Below are 25,786 nucleotides of genomic sequence, written 5' to 3' on the forward strand. Positions count from 1 at the left end.
ATCGACGATGACGGATGGCGGCGGACCGTGGCGGAGGCCGAAGGCGTCGCCGCGCGAGAACATGTTTTCGCCATCCATTGACCTCGTCAAGGAACCTTACCTATCGTTCGGCCGGTGGCCGACCTCGTTCCCAGGCCGAGAGGATGACCGTGTCGACACAGACCGTCAGTACTATCCAGTTCCCCTACAAGCGCACACTCGGACCGGTCATGGGTCGCTTCTTCTCGGAGCTGACCGCCCGTCGCATCGTCGGGATCCGCTCCGGTGAGCGGGTGATCGTGCCGCCCATGGAGTACGACCCGGAGACCGGGAACGAGCTCGCGCACGACTTCGTCGAGGTGGGTCCGGCCGGCACCGTCCGGTCCTGGACCTGGGTCGCCGAACCGATCGAATCGCACCCGCTGGACCGGCCGTTCGCCTTCGTGCTGGTGCGGCTGGACGGCGCGGACACCGACCTGGTGCACGTGCTGGACGCCGGCGGCGAGGACGCGGTGAGCACCGGCATGCGGGTCGCGCCACGCTGGCGCGACGAGCCCGTCGGCCGGATCGACGACATCGTCTGCTTCGTGCCGGGCGAGGATGCCCAGGCCCCCGCGGGGGAGCCCGGCGAGGCGCAGGAGGTGACCACGATGGAGTACTTCTCCAAGATCACCTACACCGACGTGCTCTCGCCCACCCTGGTCCGCTACGCGAACAACCTGCGGGCCGGCCGGCTCACCGGCCAGCGCTGCCCGCAGTGCAACCGCGTGTTCCTGGGCCGGGGTTACTGCTCCGTGGACGCCATCCTGCTCGGCCCCGAGCTGGACGAGGTGCTGCCGGACCGGGGCGTGGTGTCCAACTACACGATCATCACCCCCACGCCCTACCCCGGGCAGAAGGAGACCGAGCCGTTCGCGCGGGCCTCCGTGGTGCTCGAAGGCGACGAGATGGTGATCGCGCAGCAGCAGATCCTGGACATCCCGGTGTCCGAGATCCGGGTCGGCATGCGGGTCCAGGCCGAGTGGATGCCCGAAGCCGAGCGGGACGCGGCGGAGATCACCAGCAAGGGTTGGGGCACGGTCTCCGGCTTCGTCAAGGGCTGGCGGCACACCGGCGAGCCGGACGAGCCCGCCGAGCAGTACATGAACCGGGTGTTCTGATGACGGCGCGTCACAACGCGGACGGCACCGGCCGGACCGGCCAAGAGGCGGGCGAGACAAGGGAGACGGCAGTGCGGCAGGACAGCGACATCGCGATCGTCGCGACCGCGCAGCTCCCGGCGGTGCGCCGGCAGGAGCTCACCGAGACCGAGATGCTGCTGATGGTCGTGGACGAGGCCCTGGGCAAGGTCGGTCTCAAGCGCTCCGACATCGGGTTCAGTTGCCAGGGCTCGTGCGACTACATCTCCGGCGGCACGTTCTCCTTCGTGCCCAACCTGGACGCGATGGGCGCGTGGCCGCCGATCCACGAGTCGCATGTGGAGATGGACGGCGCGTGGGCGATGTACGAGGCCTGGGTGCGGCTCAAGCACGGCGACATCGACATCGCGGTGGCGATGGGCTCGGGCAAGTCCTCCACCGGTGACCCGGCCGCGATCTACCCGCAGGAACTCGACCCGTACTACCTCGCGCCGCTCGGTCTGGACCCGGTCTCGCTGGCCGCGCTCCAGGCCCGGCAGTTGATCGAGTCGGGCAAGACCACCGAGCGCGAACTCGCCGAGATCGCCGCACGCTCGCGGCGCGACGCGGCGGGCAATCCCAAGCAGCAGGTACGCAACGCCGAGCAGGACGTGGACAAGCTGCTCGCCGAGGCCTACCTGCGCAACCCGCTGCGCAAGAGCGACCTGCCGCCGATCTCGGACGGCGCGTGCGCGGTGGTGCTCGTACGCGGTCCGCGCGCGGCCGAACTGACCGAGCGCCCGGCCTGGATCACCGGTCTCGACCACCGCAGCGAGGTGCACAACCCGGCGCTGCGCGACCTGACCGACTCGCCCTCGACCCGGATCGCCGCCGAGCGCGCGGGCGGTGTGGCGGGCGTCGAGGTGGCCGAGCTGATGGCTCCGTTCACCGCGCAGGAGGTGATCCTGCGGCAGTCCCTGGGCCTGGCCGACGACGTGCTGATCAACCCGTCCGGCGGCGCGCTCACCGGCAACCCGCTGATGGCCACCGGCCTGGTCCGGATCGCCGCCGCCGCCGACCGGATCCTGGTCGACGGCCGCTCGCGCACGCTCGGGCACGCCACGTCCGGCCCGGCACTCCAGCAGAACCTCGTCTGTGTCCTGGAAGGTGACAACCGATGACCCATGAGCGCGTTGCCGTCGTCGGCATCGGCCAGACCAAGCACAAGAAGCGACGGGACGACCTGTCCATCGCGGGCCTCGTCCGCGAGGCCGCCCAGCGCGCGCTCGACGACGCGCGGATGACCTGGAGCGACATCGACGCGGTGGTGATCGGGAAGGCCCCCGACATCTTCGAGGGCGTGATGAAGCCCGAGCTCTACCTCGCGGACGCGCTCGGCGGGGCCGGGAAGCCGGTGTTTCGGGTGCACACCGCGGGCAGTGTGGGCGGGTCGACCGCGATCGTCGCCTCACACCTGATCAGCAGTCGCGTGCACAGGCGGGTGTTGGCCGTCGCGTGGGAGAAGCAGTCCGAGGGCAACGCGCAATTCGGCCTGGGCGGCGGCAAGTCCGGGTCGATCGGCGCGGGTGGCGCGTTCGCGCCCTGGATTCGGGCCTACATCCAGAAGTCCGGGGCGCCCGAGCACATCGGCTGGCAGGTGGCGGTCAAGGACCGGCAGAACGCGCTGCGCAACCAGTACGCGCACCTGCAACTCAAGGACATCTCGATCGACAAGGTTCGCGAGTCGCCGATGATGTGGGACCCGCTGCACTTCCTGGAGTCCTGCCCGTCCTCGGACGGCGCCGGCGCGATCGTGCTGACCGACGAGGCGGGTGGCGACGCGGCGGCGGCCGACGGCCGGGCCCCGGCCTGGATCCTGGGCACCTCGATGCGATCCGAGCCGTCCTCGTTCAACGGCCGCGACCCGATCCGCCCGCAGGCGGGCGTCGACTGCGCGTGGGACGTCTACCGCCAGGCCGGGATCACCGACCCGCGTCGGCAGATCGACGTGGCCGAGTTGTACGTGCCGTTCTCCTGGTACGAGCCGATGTGGCTGGAGGGCCACGACATCGCGCCCGTGGGGGAGGGCTGGAAGATGGCCGACCGCGGTGAGACCGCGTTCGACGGCGACTTCCCGGTGAACCCGTCGGGCGGCGTGCTGTCCTCCAACCCGATCGGCGCGTCCGGCATGCTGCGCTTCCTGGAGGCGGCCCTCCAGGTGCGGGGCGCGGCCGGGGAACACCAGGTGGACGGCGCGAAGGTCGCGCTGGCGCAGGCGTACGGCGCCGCGGCGCAGTACTTCGCGATGTGGGCGGTGGGCGCGGACAAGCCATAGCGGCCCCGCGCCGCACCCGCGGCATCGCGCGGGAACGCGGCTCGACGCGACGGCCGATGTGCCGACCGGAAAATGGTAAGGCTCCTTGACCTTGATTTGGTCAAGGAGCCTTCCTATTCTGGGGCCTTCACCCGGTGACCGGAGGTTCTGGCGATGAAGCCCCCCATCTGCGCGAGGCTCGGGATCGACTTCCCGATCTTCGCGTTCTCCCACTGCCGTGACGTGGTCGCGGCGGTCAGCCGAGCCGGCGGCTTCGGCGTCCTCGGCGCGCTCGCGTTCGATCCCGAGCAACTGGAGATCGAGCTGGCCTGGCTCGACGAACACACCGACGGCAAGCCGTACGGCGTCGACCTGGCGATCCCGATGGCGTACATCGGCAAGGGTGGCGGCGACGCCGCGCTGCCGAGCAATCTGGAGAAGCTGATCCCGGAGCAGCACTGGAAGTTCGTCGACGAACTGCTGGAGCGGCACGGGATCCCGGAGCTGCCCGCCGAGTTGACGGACAAGCCGGTCAAGGCCGCCGGGCTGAACGTGGACCTGGAGTCGCGCGCGCAGATCGAGGTGTCGCTCAAGCACCCGCTGGTCAAGATGTTCGTCAACGCGCTCGGCCCGCCGCCGGCCGACATCATCGACGCGTGCCACGCGGCGGGCGTCCTGGTCGGCGCGCTGTGCGGCAGCCCTCGGCATGCCCAGAAGCAGGTCGAGGCGGGCGTGGACGTGGTGGTCGCGCAGGGCACCGAGGCCGGTGGGCACTGTGGCGAGATCTCCACGATGGTGCTCATCCCGCAGGTGGTGGACACGGTCGGCCCGGACGTCCCGGTGCTCGCGGCCGGCGGCATCGGCGGTGGTCGGCAGATGGCCGCCGCACTGGCGCTCGGCGCGCAGGGGGTGTGGACGGGGAGTCTGTGGCTCACCGTCGCCGAGGCGGACACCCACGAGGTGGCCGTACAGAACCTGCTGGAGGCCGGGTCCACCGACACCGTGCGCTCGCGGGCGATGACCGGCAAGCCGGCCCGCCAGCTCAAGAGCGCGTGGACCGAGGCGTGGGAGGACCCGGCGAATCCCGACCCGCTGCCGATGCCGCTCCAGGGCATCATCTACAACGCGGCGTCCCGGCGGTTCACCCGGACCAGGAACAAGGAGCTCAACGGGTGGCCGGTGGGCCAGGTCGTGGGCATGCTCGACCGGGTGCGGCCGACACAGGAGGTCGTCCTGTCCCTGGTCGAGGAGTGGATCGAGACGACCGAGCGGCTGAGCGCGTTCCTCGCCGACGACTGAGCCCGCCGCGGCGACTCGGATCCGGCGGCGATTTCGATCCGGCCGAGACCTGCCGGGCCGGGCGCGCGGGAGGACTCGCGTGCACGGCCCGGCGGTCGGCGGGTCACGGGAGTGAGTGACACCGGTCCCGCGCCTATGGATATCGCGAACTGTCTCGGTATTTCCGCAACTTGAGCGTTTTGGGTGTGTCAGTGACGAGACGTCGGTAAAATCCGCCGGCCTCGCCGGCGTCGGATCCCGACACGTGTGGAGGTTCCCGACGCCGGCGGTTCGCCTACGGGGCGACCGAGTCCCACCCGGTGAAGCCCGACGGGTCGTGCCGACCGAATGTGCCGTGCTCGAAGATGCCCACACCCTCGGCGAGCAACGCGCCGTCGGGGCCGGTGAGTCGGGCGGAGGCGACGTGGTCGATCACGCTGAACGGGATGCGCTTGGCCACCTCGGGGTCCTTCTGCTCGTACACCGCGCCGTCGAGGTAGTCCTCGCCCTTCCACTGGCCGTGGCCCCAGTCCGGGTCGCCGCCGTAGCCCGCGCCGACGTTGAGCGCGATGTACCCGTGGTTGTCCAGGTGCAGCGTGAGCGCGTTGCGCTTGCGGTCGGTCAGGTGGATCGCGGCACCCTCGGGTATCCGGGTGCCGGACGTGTAGCGCACGTCGAACTCGGGCCAGCCGAGTTGCTCGGGCGCCTTCCCGTCGGCGATCGGGAAGATCCGGATCGCCTCGGTCAGGAAGCGGTGTCCCTCGGCCGACTCCTGCGCGATGATCATCAGCGCCTGGTCGCCGAGGTGGATCGGGATCCAGTTCCACCAGAACCCGGCGGTCTGCGCGGGCCGCCCGGCCGGCGGCGCCTCGCCCGACGGGCGGATGCCCCACGAGCGGTCGCGCGAGCCGGACCAGGTCCGCGGGGTGACCGCGATCTCCTCGCCGTCCAGGGTCGCCGTGCCGGTCCAGTCGCCGATCTGCACGAAGCGCGAGGCGTCCAGGAGTGGCTTGAAGTCGCTGCGCTGCACGTGTCGAGGTTCCGGCAGCGGCGCGAACGGCGAGGTGAAGGTGAGGTCGATCGAGATGCCCTGGTCCGGCGCGTCGCACACCACGCGCACGCCGGCCAGCGGCTCCAGGACCTCGATCCGGTACGGCCCGACCTCCTGCTTGAGCCGATCCGGGCCGAGCGCGCCGGACATCCGCACGGCGTGCTGGCGGCCGTCCTTGCGGATCACCACGTACGCGTCGATCACCCCCAGGTTCGGATAGACCCCCAGGCCGGTCGCGATCTGGACGTCGCCCGCGCGGTCGTAGGCGTGCATGATGCAGCGGTCGTAGAAGTTCCGGTCGGTCGAGCCGACCTCGCTGTGGAACAGCGGGACCTGGTGGATCGGATATTCGTCCAGGGGCACGGGGATCGGCATCGGATTCCTCCTGACCACGCGCCGACGTGCGCCGACGCGTTGGCGCTGGTTGAGACGTCGTGCGAGTCTGCGTCAAATCTTTGACGCAATCAAGCGTCTCGGTCGCGCACGGTCGGGGTCGCCGCTCGTCGAGTGCGGTCGCGAACCGGGCGGCTTCGACGGGCGCGGCGCGGTGCGGCGCCGCACGACGCGACCTCGATGCGCTGTCGGCGCGGTGCCGCCGCGGCCGATGCGATGCCGATGCGATGCCGATGCGATGCCGGTGTGATGCCGGTGTGACGTTCGGCGGCGGCCCGGTCATGGCATCGGAGGTATGTGACGAGAAGAATCGAACTTATCGGGCATATCGGCCATGTAGTCGAATCCACCACTCGGTTGGGCCTCCAGACGTCGGTGCGGTTGCCACGCCCCGAGAGACACGTGTTACTGAAGGTGTCCATGTGTAGGGATACCGCCCGGACCACGCTGTCGCCCACCGTCGTGGGGAAGGGCGGTCGGGATGGAAGTCCGCGACGCGTCGGGAGAGATCATGAGCCACCAGCAAGACCTCGTCATCTGCCGCGAACTCGGCGACCGCAACGGCGAGGGGCGGGCGTTGAACAACCTCGGCACGGCCCTCCAGCACGTGCGGCGGTTCGACGAGGCCATCGATGCCCACCAGGAAGACCTCGTCAACTGCCGTGAGCAGGCCGACCACCACGGCGAAGGCCAGGCGCTGGGCAATCTCGGCACCGCTTTCCAGCAGGTGGGGAAGTTCGACGAGGCCATCGACGCCCATCGACGGGCCGCCGCCCTGTTCGCCGATCTCGACGACCGGCACCGCGAGGCCCAGGTTCTCAACAACCTCGGCACCGCTCTCCAGGAGGTGCGGCGGTTCGACGAGGCCATCGACGCGCATCGGCAGGCCGCCGCCCTGTTCACCGAACTCGACGACCACCACCGCGAGGCCCAGGCCCTCAACAACCTCGGCATCGCCCTTCAGGAGGTGCGGCGGTTCGACGAGGCCATCGACGCGCATCGGCAGGCCGCCGCCCTGTTCACCGAACTCGACGACCACCACCGCGAGGGCCAGGCCCTGAACAACTTCGGTTTCGCCCTTCAGGAGGTGCGGCGGTTCGACGACGCCATCGAGGCGCATCGGCAGGCCGCCACCCTGTTCACCGATCTCGACGACCTGCACCGACAAGGCCAGGCACTGGACTGCCTCGGGGGCGCGTTGCACCAGGTGCGGCGGTTCGACGAGGCGGCCGACGCGCACGAGCGGGCTGTGACCCTGTTCGAGAAGCTCGGCGACCGGCACCGCGAGGGCCAGGCGCTGAACAGCTTCGGGGCCGCGCTCCAGCAGTTGCGGCGGTTCGACGAGGCGGTCGACGCGCACGAGCGGGCCGCGACGCTGTTCGGGCAGGTCGGCGACAGCCTCGGCGAGGGCCGGGCGCTGAGTGAGCTGGGTACGGCCCGCAAGCGGGCGCGCGGGGACGACGAGGACCGCCGGCCCGGGCTGTGGGGCAGACTCGCGGCGCGGCGTCGGGAGCGCCAGGAACGACCGTTCGACGCGATCGCCGCACTCGGCCCGGTCCTCGAACCGACGCAGTAGCGCACGGCTCCCCTGGTGCGGGCCCCGGGGCAAGGACGGCTTCCCGCCGGGTCACGGGCACTCGTACCCGCGTGGTCGGCGCGTCGAGCCGGTGCCCCGGGGACGCGGACGACACCGAACGAGGAATCCGGAATTCCGCATTCCGGCTTCCTCGTTCGGCTTCCCCGTTTCGGGTTCGACCTCCCCGTTCCGGAATTCCGGATTCCGGATTCCGCCTCCGGCTCCCTCGCGCCGACGGGCCGCCCCGGATCGGCGTCCGAAGATCAGCGTCCGGAGTGGAAGTAGTCCCGCGGATCCCTTTCCGCCCCGTGCCGGCGCGACGCCCGTTGGCCGACCCGGCTCGCGGCCGATGCCGAACCGATCCGGTTGTCCTCCAGGCGGGCCAATCGGGCGTCGAGTTCCGCCTCTTCCTTGATCTCGTCGGCGGACGGCGACAGCGCGACGACGAACAACGTGATCACCGTGAAAAGGCTGATTCCGGTGATCAACGGGGCGAGGAATTGGGAGGCTTCCACGCCGTGTGCCATGCCGTGCCTGCCCTCGGTGCGCACACTCATCGCGGACATGCCCGTGTAATGCATTCCGCTGACCGCCAGGCCCATGATCAACGCGGCGCCCCCGGTCGCCGCGAATCCGCTCACGTTCAACGCGGCCCACAGCGCGGCGGTGGCCGCGACCACCGCGATCACGATCGACAGGCCGACCCGGAACGAGTCGTATTCGACCGAACCGTCCAGGCTCATCGCGGCCATGCCCATGTAGTGCATGCTCGCCACGCCGCCACCGGTGATCACCCCACCGAGGATCAGTCCCACCGCGCCCGCGTCGCGCCGACCGGCGACCGCCATGCCGATGCCGACCACCACCACCGCGAGCACGAGCGATGTCATGGTCTTGGCCACGTCGTATCGAATCGGTGTCTCGCGCACGGAGAATCCGAGCATGCCGATGAAATGCATGACCCAGATTCCGGTGCCACCGATCGACACCGCGCTCAGTACCAACCAACGTGCCCGAACCCAACCGCGCACCGCGCGCGCCCGTGTCGTGCAGAGCAGCCCGAGAGCCGATCCGACGCACGACATGAGATAGGCGATGCCCGGGGTCACAGCTCCGTACGCGAAATGATCTACGTGTCCCATGCCGGCAAACCGCTCCGTTAGTCCAGGCCCCTTCGGAAGCGGGGAAACGTTATCGTCGAATCGCCGATGATAGGGCAGCCGGGCCGGCGGTTCTCAGGCGGGTTTGCGACATTCCGAAACGAAGATCGAAAACGTCACCGCCCGTACGCGGAGCTGGAATTCGGATAAAGATCCCGGTAGGCCGGGATCTCGCCGCCGCGCTTCGCGGCCAGCACGCCGTGCAGCACGGCCCGGGCGAATACGTCCGCCGCCGCCGCGTGGATCACGGTCAACGCGGCGGCCTCCGCGTTCACCCCGTACGGCGTGGTCGGATCGGGTGTGGGCAGCGGCACCCGGGCCGTGGACACCGCGAAGACGGTGTCGCCGTCGTAGAGCGTGTGCACCGGTCGGATCGCCCGGGCCAGCCCGTCGTGCGCGACGCCCGCGACCTTCTGTGCCTGCGACCTGGTCAGCACCGCGTCGGTGGCCACGATCCCGATCGTGGTGTTGAGCGAGGGCGGCAATTGGGCCGACGCCGCGGCGCGGTCCAACGCGGCGGCGTGCTCGGCGTGTTCGGGCGGGACGAGCGGAAACTCGCCGGGCAGGCCGAGGCCGGCCGCGTACGGCAGCCCGCCGGTCGGGTCCACCGCCGAGCCGGCCGCGTTGACCACCGCGAGCGCGGCGACGGTGACCCCGCCGGGCAGCACCACGCTCGCGGTGCCGACCCCGCCGCGCAGTCCGCCGACCATCGCGCCGGTGCCCGCGCCCACACTGCCCATCGGCACCGGAGCGTGCTCCGGCTCGGCGTCGGCCGCCGCGATCGCCGCCCGGCCCAGCGCCGCGTCCGGCCGTCGGGCCCAGTCGCCGCCGCGCCCGAGGTCGAACAACGACGCGGCCGGCACCACCGGCACCACCTGATGCGGCTCCGTGCCGACCGGGAACCCGCGACCGCGCTCGGCCAGCCAGGCCACCACGCCGCCCGCCGCGTCCAGACCGAACGCGCTGCCGCCGCTGAGTACGATCGCCTCGATCCGGGGCACCAGGTTGCGCGGGTCGAGCGCGTCCAACTCGCGGGTGCCCGGCGCGCCACCGCGGACGTCCACCCCGGCCACGAAGCCGCCGACCGGGCCGAGCAGAACGGTGGTCCCGGTCATCGCGCCGGCATCGGTGTAGGCGGCGTGTCCGACCCGCAGCCCGGCCACATCGGTGATCGCGTTGCGCGGCCCGACCTTGTATTCCTCGACGTCGAACATGCGGCCTCCCGAAGCGATGAACCGTGCTGAGGTCCCTGTTCCCATGCTGCTCCATCCACCATGTCTCAGAGATCAAGATTCTCGTCTCAAGCTCTGAGAAAGCTTGTATGGTGCACTGATATCGACGTGGAGGTGGCGCGATGGGGGAGAGCCGGCGCTGGCTGATGCTGGCCATCGGGATGTGCGCACAACTGGCGAGTTGCGTGTTCCTGTACGGCCTCGCCTACCTCGTCCCGGTGCTGCGCGAGGACGAGGGCATGTCGCTCGCGCAGGCCGGCACGGTCGTGGCGTGCCCGACCTTCGGCCTGTTGCCGGCCCTGGTGTTGTGGGGCGCCGCGGCCGATCGCTGGGGCGAGCGCCGGGTGATGGCGGTGGGTCTGGCGCTGGCCGGAGTCGCGATCGTGGTGGCCCTGGCCGGCGACGGCGCGGTGTGGTTGGCCGGTTGGCTCGCGGTCGCGGGCGCGTGCTCGGCAGCGGTCAACGCGGCCAGCGGGCGGGTCGTGCTGGGCTGGTTCGCCCCCGAGCAGCGCGGACTGGCGATGGGCATGCGGCAGATGGCGCAACCCCTGGGCATGGTGGCCGGCGCCCTGGTGCTGCCGCCGATCGGTACCCACGCGGGCTTTCGGGCCGCCTTGGTCTTCCCGGCCGTGTTGTGTGTGTTGGGCGCGGCGCTGGTCGCGGTGGTCGTGCGCGACCCGGCCCGACCCGAGACGCCGGCCGGCGCGAGCAGGCCCGCCTCCCCGTACGACTCGCCGATCCTGTACCGGATACACGCGGCGAGCGCGCTGCTGGTGGTGCCCCAGTTCGTGGTGGTGTCCTTCGCGTCGGACTACCTGGTCTCCGAGCACGGCTGGACCGCGACCACCGCCGGCCGCCTGCTCGCGGCCGTGCAACTGGTCGCGGCGGGCACCCGGATCGCGGTCGGCCGCTGGTCGGATCTGGTCGGTTCCCGGCTGCGGCCGATGCGGACGTTGTGCGCGGTCAACGCCGTGGTGGTGGGCGCGCTCGCGCTGACCTCGGTGATCGGCGGACCGGTCGCGATCGGCTTCCTGCTGCTCGCCTCGGTGGCCACGGTGAGCTGGAACGGGCTGGCGTTCACGGCGGTCGCCGAGATCGCGGGCGGCGCGTGGGCGGGTCGGGTGATGGGCATCCAGAACACCGGCCAGAACCTGACCGCCGCCGCCGGCCCACCGCTGTTCGGGATGATCATCGGCGGCCCGGGCGGCTATGCCGGCGCGTACACGATCTGTGCGCTGCTCCCGGTTCTGGCCGGGCTGTTGACGCCGGGTCAGGACTCCCGTTCGGAGTACGCGACCATGCCGAGCAGCAACACGTCGATGCCGAACGCGAAGCGCTCGTCGCCGTCGCCGGAGGTCAACGCGTCGGACATCGACATCAGCGTGGGGAAGCGCGAGGCCGGGAGCGACGTGAAGTAGTCGTGGATCCGCCGGTAGTAGGCGTCGCGCTCGGCGTCGGTCGACCCGTGCATGGTGCCCTGGCCGCCCATCTCCAGGCCGGACGTCACGGTGTACATCGACAGCAGGTCGGCCGCGAACGCGCTGACCTTCTTGGACAGCCCGCCCGCGCGCAGGATGGCCAGCAGGCGTTCGGAGGAGTCGAGCGAGTTGGGCCCCATCGGCACCGCGCCGATCAGGGCGCGGCCGAGATCGCGGTGTGAGGCGTACACGTCGCGGATCGCGAACATCGCCTCGCGCAGTTGCTCGCGCCAGCGCTCGGGGTCCGCGACCGGGATCCGGACCTCCCCGTTGACCCGGTCCACCACGAGTTCCACGAGCTCGTCCTTGTTGGCCACGTAGGCGTACAGCGACGCCGCGCCGGTGTCGAAGCGTTGGGCGATCCGGCGCATGCTCAGCGCGTCCATGCCCTCCGCGTCGATGATCTCCAGCGCGGCGGTGACGATCGCCTCCTGGGTCAGGGTCGGCTTGCGCGCCGCCCGACTCCTGGGCGACGTGCGCCAGGGCGGCATGGGTACTTCGGGAACCTCGGACACGGCGCCACCTCCTCGATCAACCCCACACCGATCGCTCGGCTTTACGAACACTGTACTTGACGCGAACACCGTTCGAGACTAAAACAGTGTTCGAAGAGTTAACGGCGTTCGAAGTACGAACAGCGTTCGCATTCCGAGGGGGAGACGATGGAAACCGACATCACCAGGGCGGCGCCGGTCGCGGCCGAGCCGGCGGAGCGGCCGTCCTACCCGCTCCGGTGGATCGGCCTCGCGGTGGTCATGGGCGCCGACATCATGGACCTGCTGGACGCCACCATCGTCCAGGTGGCGGGCCCCGGCATCCGGGAGGCCCTCGGCGGCAACTCGACCCACCTCCAGTGGTTCTCGGCCGCGTACACACTGGCGTTCGCGATGTTCCTGATCACCGGCGCCCGGCTCGGCGACATCCTCGGCCGGCGCCGGATGTTCCTCGGCGGAGTGGTCGCCTTCACCGTCACCTCGGCGCTGTGCGGCCTGGCCCAATCACCGGAGATGCTGATCGGCGCGCGCGGCTTGCAGGGTCTGGCCGCCGCGATGATGGTGCCGCAGGCGATCGGACTGATCCGGGAGATGTTCGACGAACGCGAGATCGGCGCGGCGTTCGCGGTGTTCGGCCCGGCGATGGGCCTGGCCGCGGTGCTCGGCCCGATCCTGGGCGGCGTGGTGATGGACGCCGACCTGTTCGGCCTGGGCTGGCGCGCGGTCTTCCTGCTGAACGTGCCGCTGGGTCTGTTCGCCTTCTTCGCCGGCTCCACCGTGGTGCCCCGACCCGCCGCCCCGGCGGCCGGCACGCGCCGGCCCGGCCTGGACGTGGTCGGCATGGTCCTGGTCACCACCGCGCTGGTGCTGCTCGTCTACCCGCTGGTCCAGGGCCGCGAACAGGGCTGGCCCGGCTGGACGTTCGCGTGCATGGCCGGCTCGCTGCCGGTGCTGGCGCTGTTCGCCTGGTACGAGGTGCGGACCAGTCGTGCGGGCCGCGACGCGCTCGTGGAGATCAGTCTGTTCCGCAACCGCGCGTTCACCGGTGCCCTCGCGGTCGGCCTGATGATGTTCGGCTCGATGATCGGCCTGATGCTCCTGCTCGGCGTCTACTTCCAGGTCGGCCTGGGCTGGAGCGCGACGCACGCGGCGCTCGCGCTGATCCCGTGGTCGCTGGGCTCGACCGTCGGCGCCGGTCTGGCCGGCGCGGTGCTCGCCGCCAAGTACGGCCGCCGGGTCCTGCACGCCGGCCTGCTGATCGGCCTGGTCGGGGTGATCGGGATCGGCGCCACCCTCGCGTTGCACGGCGGGCCGGTGGACGCCTGGATCCTGCTGCCGGCGACCACGGTCACGGGCTTCGGCTTCGGTCTGCTGATGGCGCCCTTCTTCGGGATCGCGCTCGCCGGGGTCGGCGACCACGAGATCGGCTCGGCCTCGGGAGTGCTCAACGCGGTCCAGCAACTCGCGGGCGCGCTGGGGGTGGCGCTGTTCGGCACGCTGTTCTTCGGCCACGTGGAGGACAACGTGGCCGCCGCGCACGGAGCGGACGCGGTGCGCGCGGTGTTCGACGACGCGTTCACCATCGGCCTCGTGGGCAGCGCGCTCGCGCTGGCCGCGGCGTGGGGGCTCGCGTTCCTGATGCCGCGGTGGGAGCGGCCGCCGGGCGCGGAGGGCGGCGCGGGGCACTGAGTCCCGGGCGACGCACGGCGCGCGTCGGCGCCGGACCGGCTTCTCGGCCGGTCCGGCGCCGACGCGCCTTCGGCGTCAGTGGCTGCCGGCGATGCCGTGTCGGGACGGGCCGCCGCCGAGCGACGATGCCCCGTCGCGGGAGAGCACCGAGGCCCGGCTGCGGAAGGCGTCCTCACGGGCCGCTTCCTGCGGGTGTCGCGAGCGCCAGTACGGGTTGTCGTGGGGCAGATGGCCGCTGACCCGCCCGTACAGGCCGAATGTCATCACCAGCAGACCGACCACGAAGCTGAAGATCACGTTCGGCATCTTGAAGGACAGGTAGTTGATGTCCGAAGTGCCCATCAGGCCGAGATTGACGAACCCGCTGATCACGAACAGCGCGCCCACCACGATGTTCACGGTCGAGGCGGTGTTGCCGCCGATGATCGCGCCGACGATCAGGATCGCGCCGACCACGACCGAGATCAGGCTCAGCGCACCGTTGGTCGACATGCCGGCGACGTCGCGCCCGGTGGTGGAGAAGAAGCCGACGTTGTTGGTGAACCCCAGCACACCGAACGCGATCAGCGCGATTCCCATGAACCCGCCGCCATAGCGGTAGACCTGCCCGAGCCGATGATCGACCGGCAAACCCTCGTCCAAGCCTGGCATGGCCGCCTCCAGGTATCCGTTTTGTGGAATAACTCCTCTTTATCCCTCTTCCCGGAAATACCGGATCGACGCCGCCGAAGATCACCCGGACGGGAGCCGGTCGCCGCCGGCGGCAAGCCCCGGACGGGACCCGTCCGCCCGCGGCCGGCCCGGCTCAGCCGATCAGCTCCACATGCGCCTCGCGGATCCCGTACACGAACGCGTTCGGCATCTGGACCACCGCGCTGCCGGGCACCGGGCGCAGCTCGCGGACCCGGGCGAGCAGCTCCTCGAAGAAGACCCGGATCTCCAACCGGGCCAACGGCGCGCCCAGGCAGAAGTGGGTGCCGAAGCCGAAGGTGATGTGGTCGTTGGGCGTGCGCGTCACGTCGAACCGCTCGGGCTCGGCGAACACCGCCGGGTCGCGATTGGCCGAGCCGTACATGAGCACCACCTGGTGTCCGTCCGGGATCACCGTGTCACCGATGCGCTGGTCCCCGACGGCGACCCGGCACATGTTGTGGATCGGAGTGGCGTATCGGATGAACTCCTCCGTGGCCACCGCGAGGTCCGCGCCCGCGCGCAGCAGGTCCCACTGCTCCGGGTGCTCGATCAGGTACAGGAAGGTACGGGCGATCACCGTGCGGGTGGTCTCCGCGCCGCCGTCCAGCAGCAGCAGGCAGTCGCTCGCCACATCGCCCGGGCCCACCGGTTCGCCGTCGATCCGCGCCGTGGTCCACACCGACATCACGTCGTCCGCCGGGCAGGTCTTCTTCGTCTCGTACAGTCCCAGCGCCGACCGGATGAACTCGCCCGCCGCGGCCCGGCCGTCCTCGGTCAGGTAGCGCGGTCCGCCGCCGAGCGCGATGGTGCGCTCGGACCAGTCCCGCAGCAGCGGCCAGTCCTGGTCGGGAAACCCGAGCAGCCGCCCGATCATCTTCGCGGGCAGTACGGACGCCAGGTCGCCGACCACCTCGACGGTGCCCTTGGCCACGGCGGCGTCCAGCAGTTCCACGCACGTCTCGCGCACGTGCGCCTCCCACTCGCGCACGCCACGCGGGGTGAACCACTTGCTCACCAGCTTGCGCCGTTTGTTGTGCAGCGGGTTGTCCAGGCCGATGATCGCCGGGTCGGCGGGCAGGTTCGGGCGGTAACCCCCCTTGTTCCGGTCGGAGTTGACGAAGTGCTCGCTGCGAGCCTCGACATCCTTGAGATCCGCGTGCCGGAAGACGCCCCACAACTCGTTGCCCGCGTCCCACGCGACGGGTTCGTGCTCGCGAAACCACGCGTAGTCCGCGTAGGGGCCGTTCGCGTACCAGTCGCCGTCGAGCAGGTCGAGCCTCGGTCGCGGCGTCGGCGTCGTCGTCATGGGCAGATCCTCCGGATCGCGTCCTGGGCCGGGGCGGGCTCGGGTACGCAATCACGAAGCGGGAGCGGAAACCATAGCCGCGGCGGCCGGCCGGGCGGGGGCCGGGCCGAGGCCGGGCCGGGCTGTGCCGCGGGTGGTGGGCCGTTACGCGGGCTTCAGCACGATCTGGCCGTTGCTCACCGCGATCTGCTTCGCGGCGAGCGGGCGAGGGGCCGGGCCGCCGAGGACCGCGCCCGTGGAGGCGTCGAAACTGCTGCCGTGGCACGTGCAGTTGATCTTGCCGGCCGCGACGTTGGCGACCAGGCACTGCTGGTGCGTACACACCGCGGTGAACGCCTTGAAGTCGCCGGCGGTGGGCTGGGTGACCACGACCTTGGCGTCGTCGTAGATCTTGCCGCCGCCGACCGGCACGTCGGCGACCGCGCCGAGCGTCTTGTCGCCGGCGGGGGCGGTGTCCTTCGCGTCATCGCCGCCGTCGTCGTCGCCACCGCAGGCCACCAGGGTCGCTCCGGCGGCGGCGACGAGGGCGCCGCAGACCAGGACCCGGCGGGTGGGCTCGGCCCTACTCGTCGGCTCGGTGCTCGTCGGCTCGATGCGTGCCGGCTCGGTGCTCGGGTCGCTCGTTCGCATGGGGTGCCTCCGTCGTCGGTCCCGGCGCCGGCCGATCATGCGGCGCCGATGCAACGGAAACGTACGCGAGCGGCTCGTGGTTCGACGGATCGCTGAAGCGAACGGGTGTAACCGGATCGAGGTCCTCCGAGAGGTCCGGCGGGAGGTCCTGGCGGAGGTCTCGCGAGAGGTTCCGGGAGAGGTCCGCCGAGGGGTTCTCGACGGCCGGGTCGGCGGGGCCGGCCGGGTCGATCGGCTGGTCGGCGTCGGCGAGTTCGGGGTCCGATGCCGCTTCCGGCTCGTCCGGTTCGGCGGCGCGGTCCGGCAGGGTGAACTCGATCCGGGTCCCGCCGGTGTACCCGGTGTCCACGGCGATTCGGCCGCCGTGTTGTTCGACGATCCGCTTGGCCATCGCGAGTCCGATGCCGCTGCCGGTGTAGGTCTCGCGCGGGTGCAGCCGCTGGAAGGCCGCGAACACCCGTTCCGCCGCCTCGGTGGGGATGCCGATCCCGTTGTCGGTCACGGTGATCCGCCATCCGTCGGCCACCCGCTCGGCGGCGATCCGCACCCGTGGCGGCTCGTACGGGCGTTGGAACTTCACCGCGTTGCCCAGCAGATGCTGGACCAGCGTGGCCAACAGCGCGGGATCCGCCTCCACCACCGGCAGTTCGTCGTACGCCAACTCGGCGCCGGTGTCCTCCACCCGGTCCGCCATGTCCAGCCAGGTCTGCCGGACCAGGTCGCCCAGATCGACCCGGGCGCTCTCCGCGCGCGAGCGGCCCACCTCGGTGAGGGTGACCATCTCGTCGATGAGCACCTGGAGTCGGCGGGCGTTGTCGATGGTGAAGTCGATGTACTGCCGGCCGCGCCGATCGAGCACGTCCTGGTAGCGCTCCTGGAGCATCCGGCCGAACGAGACGATCCGGCGCAGCGGATCCTGCATGTCGTGCGTCGCGGCGTGCGCGAACCGATCCAGGTCCGCCCGGGCGAGCCGGGCCCGCCGGGCGTGTTCCTCGACCAGGGCCCGCAGTTCCTCCCCGGCGCGGACCAGATCCCGGGTCTGCTCGCGCTCGGTCTCCAGCGCCCGGTCCCGTTCCGTGACCGACTCGGTCAGCCGGGCGATCTCGGCCCGCGTGCGGCGGGCCTCCTGCTCCGCGGTGCGGGCCCGCGCGTCCAACTCCGCCATGGTGCCGGCGATCAGATCGAACTCGCGGCTGTCGTAGCGCGCGGCGCGCGCGGGCTTCGCGTTCGGATCGGCCAGCCGGGTGAGCGGCCGCTCGACGGTGCGCCGCAGCGCGGCCTCGATCAGCACGGTCAGCCCGACCACGAGCAGCAGATCACCGCCGAGCACCAGGAGCAGCCCGCGCGAGCGCGCGTCGCCGTCCAGCGTCAGACCCACCACGAGCGCCGCGACGGTGGCGAGCATCACCGCCGCGCACGGCACCCAGATCAGCCGCAACCGAGCGCGCACCGTCCACCACGAGTCCTCGGAACCCGCCATCGGTACCCCGCCCTCTCCGGCCCGCCCTCGCCCGCGCGAAACCCCCGCGCGGATCCCCCGCGTGGAACCCTTCGTGGAACAAGGAAATTGTGGCAGTGCCGGGCGCGGCGCACGAGGGCATGACCCGACCCCCCGCGTCCGAGGGCTCGGGGCACACCCGGTGACCCGGAACGATGCGCCCGCGCACCGTCCGCGTACGGATTCTTAAGGCAGTCATAAATCACCCATACCGGGGTGCCGAGGCCGTCGATCTTCGGGATACGGTCGCAGGGCCGGCCGGGCGCGTTTGGAGAGACGGCGCCGAGCCGACGCACAGCGGGGGATTCCTGCGACCGTCGCCCTCCTCCCACTCGTTGGGGCGACGGTCGAAGGAACCCTTCGTCACGACTTCGTGACCGTGCGGGTATCGGCCTGATTCGTCCCCACCGGGGTATCCATCCGCCCGGTAGCGTCCACAGGCCGAGGCCGTATCCCGCTGAGAAAAATGGTGGTCGAGTGTCGCGACGAACTCCGGATGTCCAGGCGACCCCGGGCAGGCGTCGAGTGGTGATCGGCGCGCTCTTCTGCGTGGTCGCGGTCCTGGTGGTGGCCGGCCTCGCGTCGACCGGACGCATCTCGGGCCATCCGAGGTCGCGCGGTACCGGTGACGCCTCCCGCGGCTACCACCTGCCGGACCCGGCCGAGGGCGACCGGATCGCGGCGAGCCTGCTCGGCGGGGCGCCCGCCGGTCCGTCCACCGAGCTGTCCTCGTCGCCCGTGCCCACGGAGTCCTCGTCGCAGGTCGAGCCGCTGCCGACGTCCGATCCGCTGGAGGCCGCCCCGATCGCGGCGACCCCGGCGATCGGCGCGCTGCTGCACGTGGCGGACGGGGAGGATCCCGAACACTTCTGCACGGCGAGCGTGGTGCGGTCCCCGAACCGGAACCTGGTGGTCACCGCGGCGCACTGCGTGTTCGGTGACGCCTTCGCCTCCGACATCGCGTTCGCGCCCGGCTATCACGACGGCGTGATGCCGTACGGCGCCTGGGTGCTCTCCCGGATCGACGTGGACCCGCGCTGGGTCGCCGACCGGGACCCGGACTACGACGTCGCCTTCCTCCAGGTGCGCCGCCCGGGCACCGACGACCGGATCGAGGCGATCACCGGCGCCGAGCAGGTCGACTTCGACTCCGCCCCCGCCCGCCCGGCCCGCCTGATCGGCTACCCGGACGGCGAGGACCAGCCGATCGGGTGCCAGAACACCACGTCGGCCTACTCCGACACCCAACTGCGCTTCGACTGCGCGGGTTTCCCCAACGGCACCAGCGGCGGCCCGATGCTCACCGAGATCGACCCCGCCAACGGCCGCGGCACGGTGATCGGCGTGATCGGCGGCTACCAGGAGGGCGGCGACGACCTCACCTCCTACAGCAGCTACTTCGGCCCCGACATAGCCGCCCTCTACGACCGAGCCCGCACCGCCGAGGTGTCCCCGACCACCTGACCCACCCCGGAAAACACCGAAACCCCGGCCGAAGCCGGGGTTTCTCGCCTGTTCGACCAGGGTGCCCCCAGCAGGATTTGAACCTGCGACACCCGCTTTAGGAGAGCGGTGCTCTATCCCCTGAGCTATGGAGGCTTCGGGGCCGTGAGGTCCCGCAGGACAGGGTAGCGGAACGGTCGAGGGGGTGGCCGGCGGCTTTGGCGTGGGTCAGGGTTTGTTGACGGTCAGGACGACGGCGGAGTCCTCGAGGGCCTCGAGGGAGTGGGGTTCCTGGGGGATGACGAGGAGGTCGCCGGAGGTGCCCTCGATGGTCTCGTCGTCGGTGGCCAGGCGGACGTGGCCGGTGAGGACGATCAGGGAGGCCTCGCCGGGGCTCTCGTGGGGAGCCAGCGAGTTGCCGGTGGTCAGGGCGATCAGGGTCTGGCGCAGGTGTTGTCGGGATCCGCCGAGCATGGTGACCGAGCTGCGGCCGGACGAGGTGGCGCGGGCCGAGGCGAGTTGCTCCCTGGTGGCCGTCCGGAGCGAGATTTTGTCCATGTATGCCAGTTTCGGGGGTGCTCACTCTCCGCGCATGTTCTGGTGTGCCCGGGCGTGCGGGGACTCCCGGGTCGGGTGATGCTGGGCGGATGGGCACGGCGTACGACGCTCGCGCGCGACGCGCGCTCGCGACCGTCGTCGGGGCGCGTGTCCGAGGTCGGGTTCGAGGCCGCCGACAAGGAGATATCCACTTGCTCGCGCATCGAAGAATGAATCTCATGACCACAGACGAGAGTGTTCGTACCCGCGGGACCGTGTTCGATCGGGACGGATCGCTGGTGGCCGACTATCGGCTGGGCAACCGGTCCGGCCGCCCGGCCGCGCTCGACCTGCGCCTGCACCGGCTCCCGGCCGAGCTCGCCGCGCCCGCCATCCTGACCGCGCTGCCCGGATGGGTGGTGTCGACCGGCGAGGAGACCGGTGCGGTGCTGCTCGCCGCCGGCGGGCGACTGTTCCGCCATCTGCACCAGTACACCCGCGACCTCGGCCCGGAGCTGGGGGACACCGTGTGGACCGAGGCGGGCATCGAGGCGCGCCCGGCGGCGGCCGTGCCGCCGTCGGCGCTGTACGACATCTGGCTCGCCGCCTATCCGCCGGATCACCCGGACCGCGCCGAGCACCCGAATCCACAGGATGTGGACGATCTGTACGACGGCCGCACGCTCGGGCCGCTGTGCGGGTTCAGCACCGTGGCGGTCGACGAGGGGCGGGTGGTCGCGGCCGTCCTGGTCAACGACGCCGAGTCGCTCGGGCCGTGGATCAGCGAGGTCTTCCGGGACCCGGACCCGCGGTACGCCGGGCTGGGCGGCCGGTTGTTGCGGCACGCCCTCGGACTGGCGGCGGCCGACGGGCTGCCCTCGATCGGGCTCGCGGTCACCGAGGGCAATCCGGCCCGGAAGGTGTACGAGCGGCTCGGGTTCCGCCATCGCGCGTCGTTCATGCAGGTCGTCCTCCCGGGAGGGGAGCGGGGGGACACCATGACACCGAAATGAGACATTAATGTCTCATAGGAATTGAGGATGTCTCATGGCCGGCTCCACCACCCATCCGCCCGAGCTCGACCCGACGCGCTGGGCCGTGCTCGCGATCCTGTCGGGGAGCCTGCTGATCATCGCGATGGACGCGACCATCCTGAACGTCGCGTTCCCGTCGCTGGTCGCGGATCTGCGGCCCGATTCGGTCGAGCAGTTGTGGATCATCGACGCGTACGCGCTCGCGTTGTCCGGCCTGCTGGTCACCGCCGGCGCGCTCGGTGACCGCTGGGGGCGCAAGCGACTGTTGTTGGTCGGCTTCGCGATCTTCGCGCTGGCCTCGCTGCTCGCCGTCGCGGCCACCGCGGCCTGGCACGTGATCGCGGCCCGGGTGCTGCTCGGCGTCGGCGGCGCGGCGATCATGCCGTCCACGCTGACCATCCTGCGCCAGGTGTTCACCGACGCCCGTGAGCGGGCCCTCGCGTACGCCGTGTGGTCGGCGGTCTTCGGCGGCGGCATGGCGCTGGGGCCGGTCATCGGCGGCCTGCTCGTGGAGTCGCACGGCTGGCAGTCGGCGTTCCTGCTGAACGTGCCGATCGCGGTCGTGGTGATCGCGTTCGGACTGTGGCTGCTGCCCGAGTCGCGCTCGCCGCGCACCGGTAAGTGGGACTGGCCCGGGGTCGGCCTGTCGATCGTCGGTATGGGCACCCTCGCGGGCGGCATCAAGCAACTCGGCAAGGCCGGAGCCGCCGATCCCGTCGCGTGGGTCCTGCCGGTGGTGGCCGCGGTGACCCTGACCGTGTTCGTGCGCCGCCAACTGCGGTTGGCCAACCCGCTGCTCCAGGTCCGGTTGTTCACCCATCGCGCGTTCACCATGGCCGCGACGGCGATCTTCCTGGGCATGCTCGGGCTGGGCGCGGCGCTGTTCCTGCTCAGCCAGTGGTTCCAGTACGTACAGGGGTACAGTCCGGTCTCCGCCGGGCTGCACCTGCTGCCCGCGCCGATCGCGCTGATTCTCGCGTCGATGTTCGTGCCCCCGCTCATGCACCGCTTCCCGCCCCGGAACGTGCTCGCGTCCGGCCTGGCGCTGATGGGCGTCGGGCTCGCGCTGCCGTGGATCGGGCAGCACTTCCGGGACGTGGACTACGTGCTGGTGGGCGTCTCGCTCGCGGTGGTCGGATTCGGCGTCGGCACCCTGGCCACCGTCGCGTCGGTGGTGCTGATGTCCTCGGCGCCGGCCGCCGAGTCCGGCGGCGCGGCGGCGATCGACGAGACCGCGTACGAACTCGGCGCCGCGCTGGGCGTCGCGATCCTGGGCAGCCTGGCGTCCTCGCTCTACCGGGCCGACCTGGCCGATCTGGACCTGGGTCCGGCCGATCTGGCGGCGGTGCGCGAGTCGATCGGCGAGGCGTCGGTGGTCGCGGATCGGCTGGGTACCGGAAGCCTCCTGGACCGGGCCGGCGAGGCGTTCACGTCCGCCATGACGCCGACCTTCCTGGCCGGCGGCGTGGTCGCGATGATCGCGGCCGGACTGGCCTGGCGGCTGATCCCGCGCGACCTGCAACCCGCGCCGGACACGCACTGACGGCCGGCCGAAACGCATCGGTCGACGACGGGCGCGCGTCCGTCGATGGCGTCGGATAACAGTGGATAAGCCGACATTCGCCGCCGAATCGATGCCGGCTCGCGGAGTCGACCTGGGATCGCCGGGGCAGGGCCGGGTGCGTGCCTTAGGAACATCCGGGCCTCGTCGGCCGTTGAGCGGATCGTAGGCACCAAGCGGCACCCCCACGGTACGCATGGGCGGCCCGACGCCGGGCAGGCGCTCGCAGGGGCCGCTATCGGCCAACCTTTCAACAGTACATCTGCGGACGGAATATCACAGGCTTCTCGTTCGTTCGAATTACTGACGAACGCGAATGAAAGCGAGGGCTAGAGCATGCCGACTACACGTGGTGTGGCCCGACAGGGCGCCGAGCGAGTGGCGGCTTCCCGCACGCGGAAGGCTGCCGACGTCGAGCGCGACACGGTCGGTGTGTACCTGGACGAGATCAGCCGCACGAAGCTGCTCGACGCGGAGCGCGAGGTCGAGATGTCCAAGGACATCGAAGCCGGGCTGTACGCGCAGAAGCTGATCGACGAGGACGCGGTGCCCGAGGGTGTCGAACAGGCCGAGCTGGACCGCCTGATCGAGCGCGGCGCGCAGGCCAAGGAGCTGTTCATCCAGGCCAACCTGCGTCTGGTGGTATCCGTCGCACGGCGCTACCCGCGCAGCGGGATGCCGTTCCTGGACCTGGTTCAGGAGGGCAACGTGGGCCTGGTCCGCGCGGTCGAGAAGTTCGACTACGCGAAGGGCTTCAAGTTCTCCACCTACGCGACGTGGTGGATCCGGCAGGCGATCACCCGTGCGATGGCGGATCAGGCGCGCACCGTGCGGCTGCCCGTGCACCTGGTCGAGGAACTGAGCAAGATCCGGCGGGTGCAGCGCGAGTTCGCCCGTGACCACGGTCGCGATCCGGAGATGGCGGAGATCGCCGAGGCGGTGGGCTCCACCCCCGAGCGTGTCGTGGACGTCATCGGTTGGGCGCGCGACCCGATCAGCCTGGACACCCCCGTGGGTGACGACGGGGAGACCGAACTGGGCGAACTGGTCCAGGAGACCGACCCGTTGACGCCGGAGGACATCACCCTGGCGACGCTGCGGCGCGAACAGATAGCGGACCTGGTGGGTCGGCTCGACGGCCGTACGGCCACGATCCTGCGGGCGCGCTACGGCATGGCGGACGGCAAGGAGCACACGCTGACCGAGGTCGGCAAGCAACTCGGCCTCACCCGCGAGCGGATTCGGCAGATCGAGAAGCAGGCGCTCGTCGAACTGCGCGAGCTGGCCACCGCCCAGGGGTTGGAAGCCGCGTGACGCGGGTGCCGCCGGGGCGCCGGCACACTGGTGCGATGGCGGATGCGGATGCGGATGTACGCGCGACGAGTGGGCCGGGCGAAGCGAGGCGGCGGGACGCGTTCGGCTGGGACGACCTGCTCCCGGACGTGAGTTCGGACGAGACCGACTCCGGCTGGGGCGACGCGCGCACGGCCGCCGACCCGGCGGACCTGCGCCGCTTCCTGGACGACAAGCCGCCGCATCACCTCTGACGACACGAGACTCCGGCGACACGAGACGGCGGGGACGAACGAGACGGCGGGCCCGCACCTTCCTCGGAAGGTGCGGGCCCGCCGTCTCGCGTACGTCTGCCCGAGCCGTCCGATGCCCGCGCCGGTGTGTGGGTGCGGGTCGGGGCGTGTGTGCCGTCGGCCGATCGGGGCCGGAGCGCGCCGATCAGAGGTCGGAGTGTGACGAGCCCGAGCCGGTGGCGCCGTGGTTCGGTTGGTTCGCTTCCGCCTCGGGGTTGAGTCGCGCGGCGAGCAGATCGCGGATCTCGACCAGGAGTTCGGTGTCGCTGAGTTCCTTCTCACCGGCGTGACCCAGGGCCCGCTTGCGCTTTTCCATCATGTGGTTCAGCGGCAGCACGAGCAGGAAGTAGACGACCGCCGCGGTGATCAGAAAGGTCAGCGCCGCGCCGAGGACCGAGCCCCAGAGCAGTTGCACGCCGGTTGCCTGCCCCTTCGCGTCGATCCCGCACGGGCCCTTGATGCAGGTGGTGTACCCGTCCAGGTTCTTGGTGCCGAAGGCGCCCACGACCGGGTTGATCATCCCCTTCACGAACGCGGTCACGACCGCCGTGAACGCGGCGCCGATGACCACGGCCACGGCCAGGTCCACGACGTTTCCGCGCATGAGGAACTTCTTGAAGCCGCCCACTGCTTGATTCCCATCGATCTTGATCGGTCGAAGCCTCGAAGGGGCGAACCGATCAATGATCAATACTGAGAATAGTAGTAATCACTGAATACCCCCCGAAGCAGGACAATTCGCACGAGTCTGCTGTCATTCGCGATCCGTCGCAACAGGGCCGTTCGCGAGTCTGTGGATGGTATAGGTCAACGCCGGTCCGGTTGCCACGCCCGCGAGTTCGGCGGCCACGGGGCGGGGGACTTCGAGGATCAGCAGGGCTCCCGTCGAGGCGCCGGACGAGGCCGGCCGGGCCACCACGAGCGCGCCGGGCACGATCAGGCGCGCGGGTCCCGGGTGGTCGGAAGGCGGCGCGGCCAGCACGTCGATCCGGTCGCCCGGGCGCAGTACGGCCACCGCGTCGGCGTCCGCGAAGCGCGCGGGCAGGGCGACCGTGCCCGGGTCGCGCGGGGCGCCGGAGCGGGCCACCCGGACGTCGGTCACCGGTTCGCCCCGGCGCAGCGGACCGGTCAGCGCGACCCCGGCCGCCTGGCCCACCGTGTGCAGAACTCCCGCCGGACGCAAGGCCGTCGGCATCTCGACCAGGGTCAGGTCGGCGGGGCCGGGAGTGCTTCCCGCGGCCAGATCGCGCGCGGCCACCACGATCGGTGTGGTGGCCGCGGGTGCCGGGCGGACCGCCACGATCACCGCGAGCACCGCGACGGCGGCGGACAGCGCGGCCAGGCCGCGTCGATGGCGGGCGAGCACGCGCCGCCACGGCGGCCGGGTGCTCGGGGGCGGTGCCCGGAAGGCCGGGCCGAACGTCGAACCGGGCGAGGACCCGTACGATCCCGAAGCGGACATCACACCTCCAGCGCGGGCAGCGCGAAACGGCACGGACGGTGCGGCCCGACCCCCGTCGGAACCGGGGCGGGAAAACGAGGGCCGAGCCGCGTTCCCACCGTGCCGCGCGACGCCGCACCCCGGCCGAGCGTCTGCTCGCCTGTGCACAACTCCGCCCCTGGGGACAACGAGTTCACTCGTGTGAGTGACGACCCGACCTCGACCCCCGCCCGACCCCCGCCCTCCTTCCCACGCGCGACACACCCCGCCACGCGACCCCACGCACCACGAAGGC

The 25,786-nt window shown here is 71.0% G+C and carries 22 protein-coding genes, 1 tRNA gene and 1 pseudogene; 12 read left to right on the plus strand and 12 right to left on the minus strand.

Annotation, left to right across the window (positions count from 1 at the left end; genetic code table 11):
• The first annotated feature begins 143 nt into the window (after positions 1 to 143).
• The 4 genes from OG948_RS20935 (at position 144) to OG948_RS20950 (ending at position 4,710) form a co-directional block, all read left to right on the plus strand.
• A complete protein-coding gene (locus OG948_RS20935; RefSeq protein ID WP_406297992.1) occupies positions 144 to 1,139 on the plus strand; it encodes a Zn-ribbon domain-containing OB-fold protein in 996 nt (331 codons plus the stop codon).
• Positions 1,139 to 2,278, plus strand: coding sequence for a lipid-transfer protein (locus OG948_RS20940; protein ID WP_406297993.1), 1,140 nt, complete (start codon positions 1,139 to 1,141; stop codon positions 2,276 to 2,278). Before OG948_RS20935 ends, OG948_RS20940 begins: the two co-directional genes overlap by 1 nt.
• Positions 2,275 to 3,432, plus strand: coding sequence for a thiolase domain-containing protein (locus tag OG948_RS20945; RefSeq protein ID WP_406297994.1), 1,158 nt, complete (start codon positions 2,275 to 2,277; stop codon positions 3,430 to 3,432). Before OG948_RS20940 ends, OG948_RS20945 begins: the two co-directional genes overlap by 4 nt.
• Before the next feature lie 153 nt (positions 3,433 to 3,585).
• Complete coding sequence (locus tag OG948_RS20950) at positions 3,586 to 4,710, plus strand: nitronate monooxygenase (RefSeq protein ID WP_406297995.1); 1,125 nt, start codon at positions 3,586 to 3,588, stop codon at positions 4,708 to 4,710.
• Positions 4,711 to 4,984: 274 nt separating this feature from the next.
• On the opposite strand, the gene OG948_RS20955 is transcribed toward OG948_RS20950, so the two are convergent.
• Complete coding sequence (locus OG948_RS20955; protein WP_406297996.1) at positions 4,985 to 6,115, minus strand: hypothetical protein; 1,131 nt, start codon at positions 6,113 to 6,115, stop codon at positions 4,985 to 4,987.
• Positions 6,116 to 6,644: 529 nt separating this feature from the next.
• Here OG948_RS20955 and OG948_RS20960 point away from each other — a divergent pair.
• On the plus strand, positions 6,645 to 7,709 hold the full coding sequence (locus OG948_RS20960) for a tetratricopeptide repeat protein (RefSeq protein WP_406297997.1): 1,065 nt from the start codon (positions 6,645 to 6,647) through the stop codon (positions 7,707 to 7,709).
• A 263-nt stretch (positions 7,710 to 7,972) separates the two neighbouring features.
• On the opposite strand, the gene OG948_RS20965 is transcribed toward OG948_RS20960, so the two are convergent.
• Together OG948_RS20965 and OG948_RS20970 are read right to left on the minus strand one after the other, a co-directional pair.
• Positions 7,973 to 8,851 carry an MHYT domain-containing protein gene (locus tag OG948_RS20965; protein WP_406297998.1) on the minus strand — a complete coding sequence of 293 codons (879 nt, stop codon included), beginning with the start codon at positions 8,849 to 8,851 and terminating at the stop codon, positions 7,973 to 7,975.
• A gap of 134 nt (positions 8,852 to 8,985) precedes the next feature.
• Positions 8,986 to 10,083, minus strand: a complete 1,098-nt coding sequence (locus OG948_RS20970; RefSeq protein WP_406297999.1) for a P1 family peptidase — start codon at positions 10,081 to 10,083, stop codon at positions 8,986 to 8,988.
• A 140-nt stretch (positions 10,084 to 10,223) separates the two neighbouring features.
• On the opposite strand from OG948_RS20970, the gene OG948_RS20975 reads away from it, so the two are divergent.
• Positions 10,224 to 11,519, plus strand: a complete 1,296-nt coding sequence (locus OG948_RS20975; RefSeq protein WP_406298000.1) for an MFS transporter — start codon at positions 10,224 to 10,226, stop codon at positions 11,517 to 11,519.
• Here OG948_RS20975 and OG948_RS20980 read toward each other — a convergent pair.
• Positions 11,456 to 12,070: pseudogene (locus OG948_RS20980) on the minus strand (TetR/AcrR family transcriptional regulator); the annotation flags it as partial. The gene OG948_RS20975 and the pseudogene OG948_RS20980 sit on opposite strands and share 64 nt — an antisense overlap.
• A 171-nt stretch (positions 12,071 to 12,241) precedes the next feature.
• On the opposite strand from OG948_RS20980, the gene OG948_RS20985 reads away from it, so the two are divergent.
• Entirely contained in the window at positions 12,242 to 13,762 is a 1,521-nt protein-coding gene (locus OG948_RS20985) for an MFS transporter (RefSeq protein WP_406298001.1), read from the plus strand.
• A 75-nt stretch (positions 13,763 to 13,837) separates the two neighbouring features.
• Here OG948_RS20985 and OG948_RS20990 read toward each other — a convergent pair whose 3' ends face one another.
• The 4 genes from OG948_RS20990 to OG948_RS21005 all read right to left on the minus strand — a co-directional run bounded on the left by OG948_RS20990 (position 13,838) and on the right by OG948_RS21005 (position 17,871).
• On the minus strand, positions 13,838 to 14,413 hold the full coding sequence (locus OG948_RS20990; RefSeq protein ID WP_406298002.1) for a DUF4383 domain-containing protein: 576 nt from the start codon (positions 14,411 to 14,413) through the stop codon (positions 13,838 to 13,840).
• Positions 14,414 to 14,567: 154 nt separating this feature from the next.
• Positions 14,568 to 15,761, minus strand: a complete 1,194-nt coding sequence (locus OG948_RS20995) for a cytochrome P450 (RefSeq protein WP_406298003.1) — start codon at positions 15,759 to 15,761, stop codon at positions 14,568 to 14,570.
• Positions 15,762 to 15,905: 144 nt separating this feature from the next.
• The gene (locus OG948_RS21000; RefSeq protein ID WP_406298004.1) at positions 15,906 to 16,391 is read right to left on the minus strand and encodes a Rieske (2Fe-2S) protein; all 486 of its coding nucleotides are present in this window, start codon (positions 16,389 to 16,391) and stop codon (positions 15,906 to 15,908) included.
• Entirely contained in the window at positions 16,324 to 17,871 is a 1,548-nt protein-coding gene (locus tag OG948_RS21005) for an ATP-binding protein (RefSeq protein WP_406298005.1), read from the minus strand. The genes OG948_RS21000 and OG948_RS21005 overlap by 68 nt, the downstream gene beginning before the upstream one ends.
• Before the next feature lie 495 nt (positions 17,872 to 18,366).
• On the opposite strand from OG948_RS21005, the gene OG948_RS21010 reads away from it, so the two are divergent.
• Positions 18,367 to 19,353 (plus strand): trypsin-like serine peptidase, encoded by a 987-nt coding sequence (locus OG948_RS21010; RefSeq protein WP_406298007.1) that lies wholly within the window; start codon positions 18,367 to 18,369, stop codon positions 19,351 to 19,353.
• 62 nt (positions 19,354 to 19,415) lie between these two features.
• Here OG948_RS21010 and OG948_RS21015 read toward each other — a convergent pair.
• Both OG948_RS21015 and OG948_RS21020 read right to left on the minus strand, forming a co-directional pair.
• Positions 19,416 to 19,488 (minus strand) — tRNA-Arg (locus OG948_RS21015).
• 72 nt (positions 19,489 to 19,560) lie between these two features.
• Entirely contained in the window at positions 19,561 to 19,890 is a 330-nt protein-coding gene (locus OG948_RS21020; RefSeq protein ID WP_395864216.1) for a cupin domain-containing protein, read from the minus strand.
• A 218-nt stretch (positions 19,891 to 20,108) separates the two neighbouring features.
• On the opposite strand from OG948_RS21020, the gene OG948_RS21025 reads away from it, so the two are divergent.
• The 4 genes from OG948_RS21025 (at position 20,109) to OG948_RS21040 (ending at position 24,011) form a co-directional block, all read left to right on the plus strand.
• Positions 20,109 to 20,882: a GNAT family N-acetyltransferase gene (locus OG948_RS21025; RefSeq protein WP_406298009.1), complete on the plus strand. Its 774-nt coding sequence runs from the start codon at positions 20,109 to 20,111 to the stop codon at positions 20,880 to 20,882.
• 34 nt (positions 20,883 to 20,916) lie between these two features.
• On the plus strand, positions 20,917 to 22,446 hold the full coding sequence (locus tag OG948_RS21030) for an MFS transporter (protein WP_406298010.1): 1,530 nt from the start codon (positions 20,917 to 20,919) through the stop codon (positions 22,444 to 22,446).
• 354 nt (positions 22,447 to 22,800) lie between these two features.
• Positions 22,801 to 23,778, plus strand: a complete 978-nt coding sequence (locus OG948_RS21035; RefSeq protein ID WP_395864211.1) for an RNA polymerase sigma factor RpoD/SigA — start codon at positions 22,801 to 22,803, stop codon at positions 23,776 to 23,778.
• Between the two features lie 35 nt (positions 23,779 to 23,813).
• Positions 23,814 to 24,011 (plus strand): hypothetical protein, encoded by a 198-nt coding sequence (locus OG948_RS21040; protein WP_406298011.1) that lies wholly within the window; start codon positions 23,814 to 23,816, stop codon positions 24,009 to 24,011.
• 184 nt (positions 24,012 to 24,195) lie between these two features.
• Here OG948_RS21040 and mscL read toward each other — a convergent pair whose 3' ends face one another.
• Positions 24,196 to 24,678, minus strand: coding sequence for a large conductance mechanosensitive channel protein MscL (gene mscL / locus OG948_RS21045; protein WP_406298012.1), 483 nt, complete (start codon positions 24,676 to 24,678; stop codon positions 24,196 to 24,198).
• Between the two features lie 126 nt (positions 24,679 to 24,804).
• Positions 24,805 to 25,512, minus strand: coding sequence for an SAF domain-containing protein (locus tag OG948_RS21050; protein ID WP_406298013.1), 708 nt, complete (start codon positions 25,510 to 25,512; stop codon positions 24,805 to 24,807).
• Positions 25,513 to 25,786: the final 274 nt, after the last annotated feature.

The sequence above is a fragment of the Embleya sp. NBC_00888 genome (assembly GCF_045207655.1).
Taxonomy (GTDB): Bacteria; Actinomycetota; Actinomycetes; order Streptomycetales; family Streptomycetaceae; genus Embleya.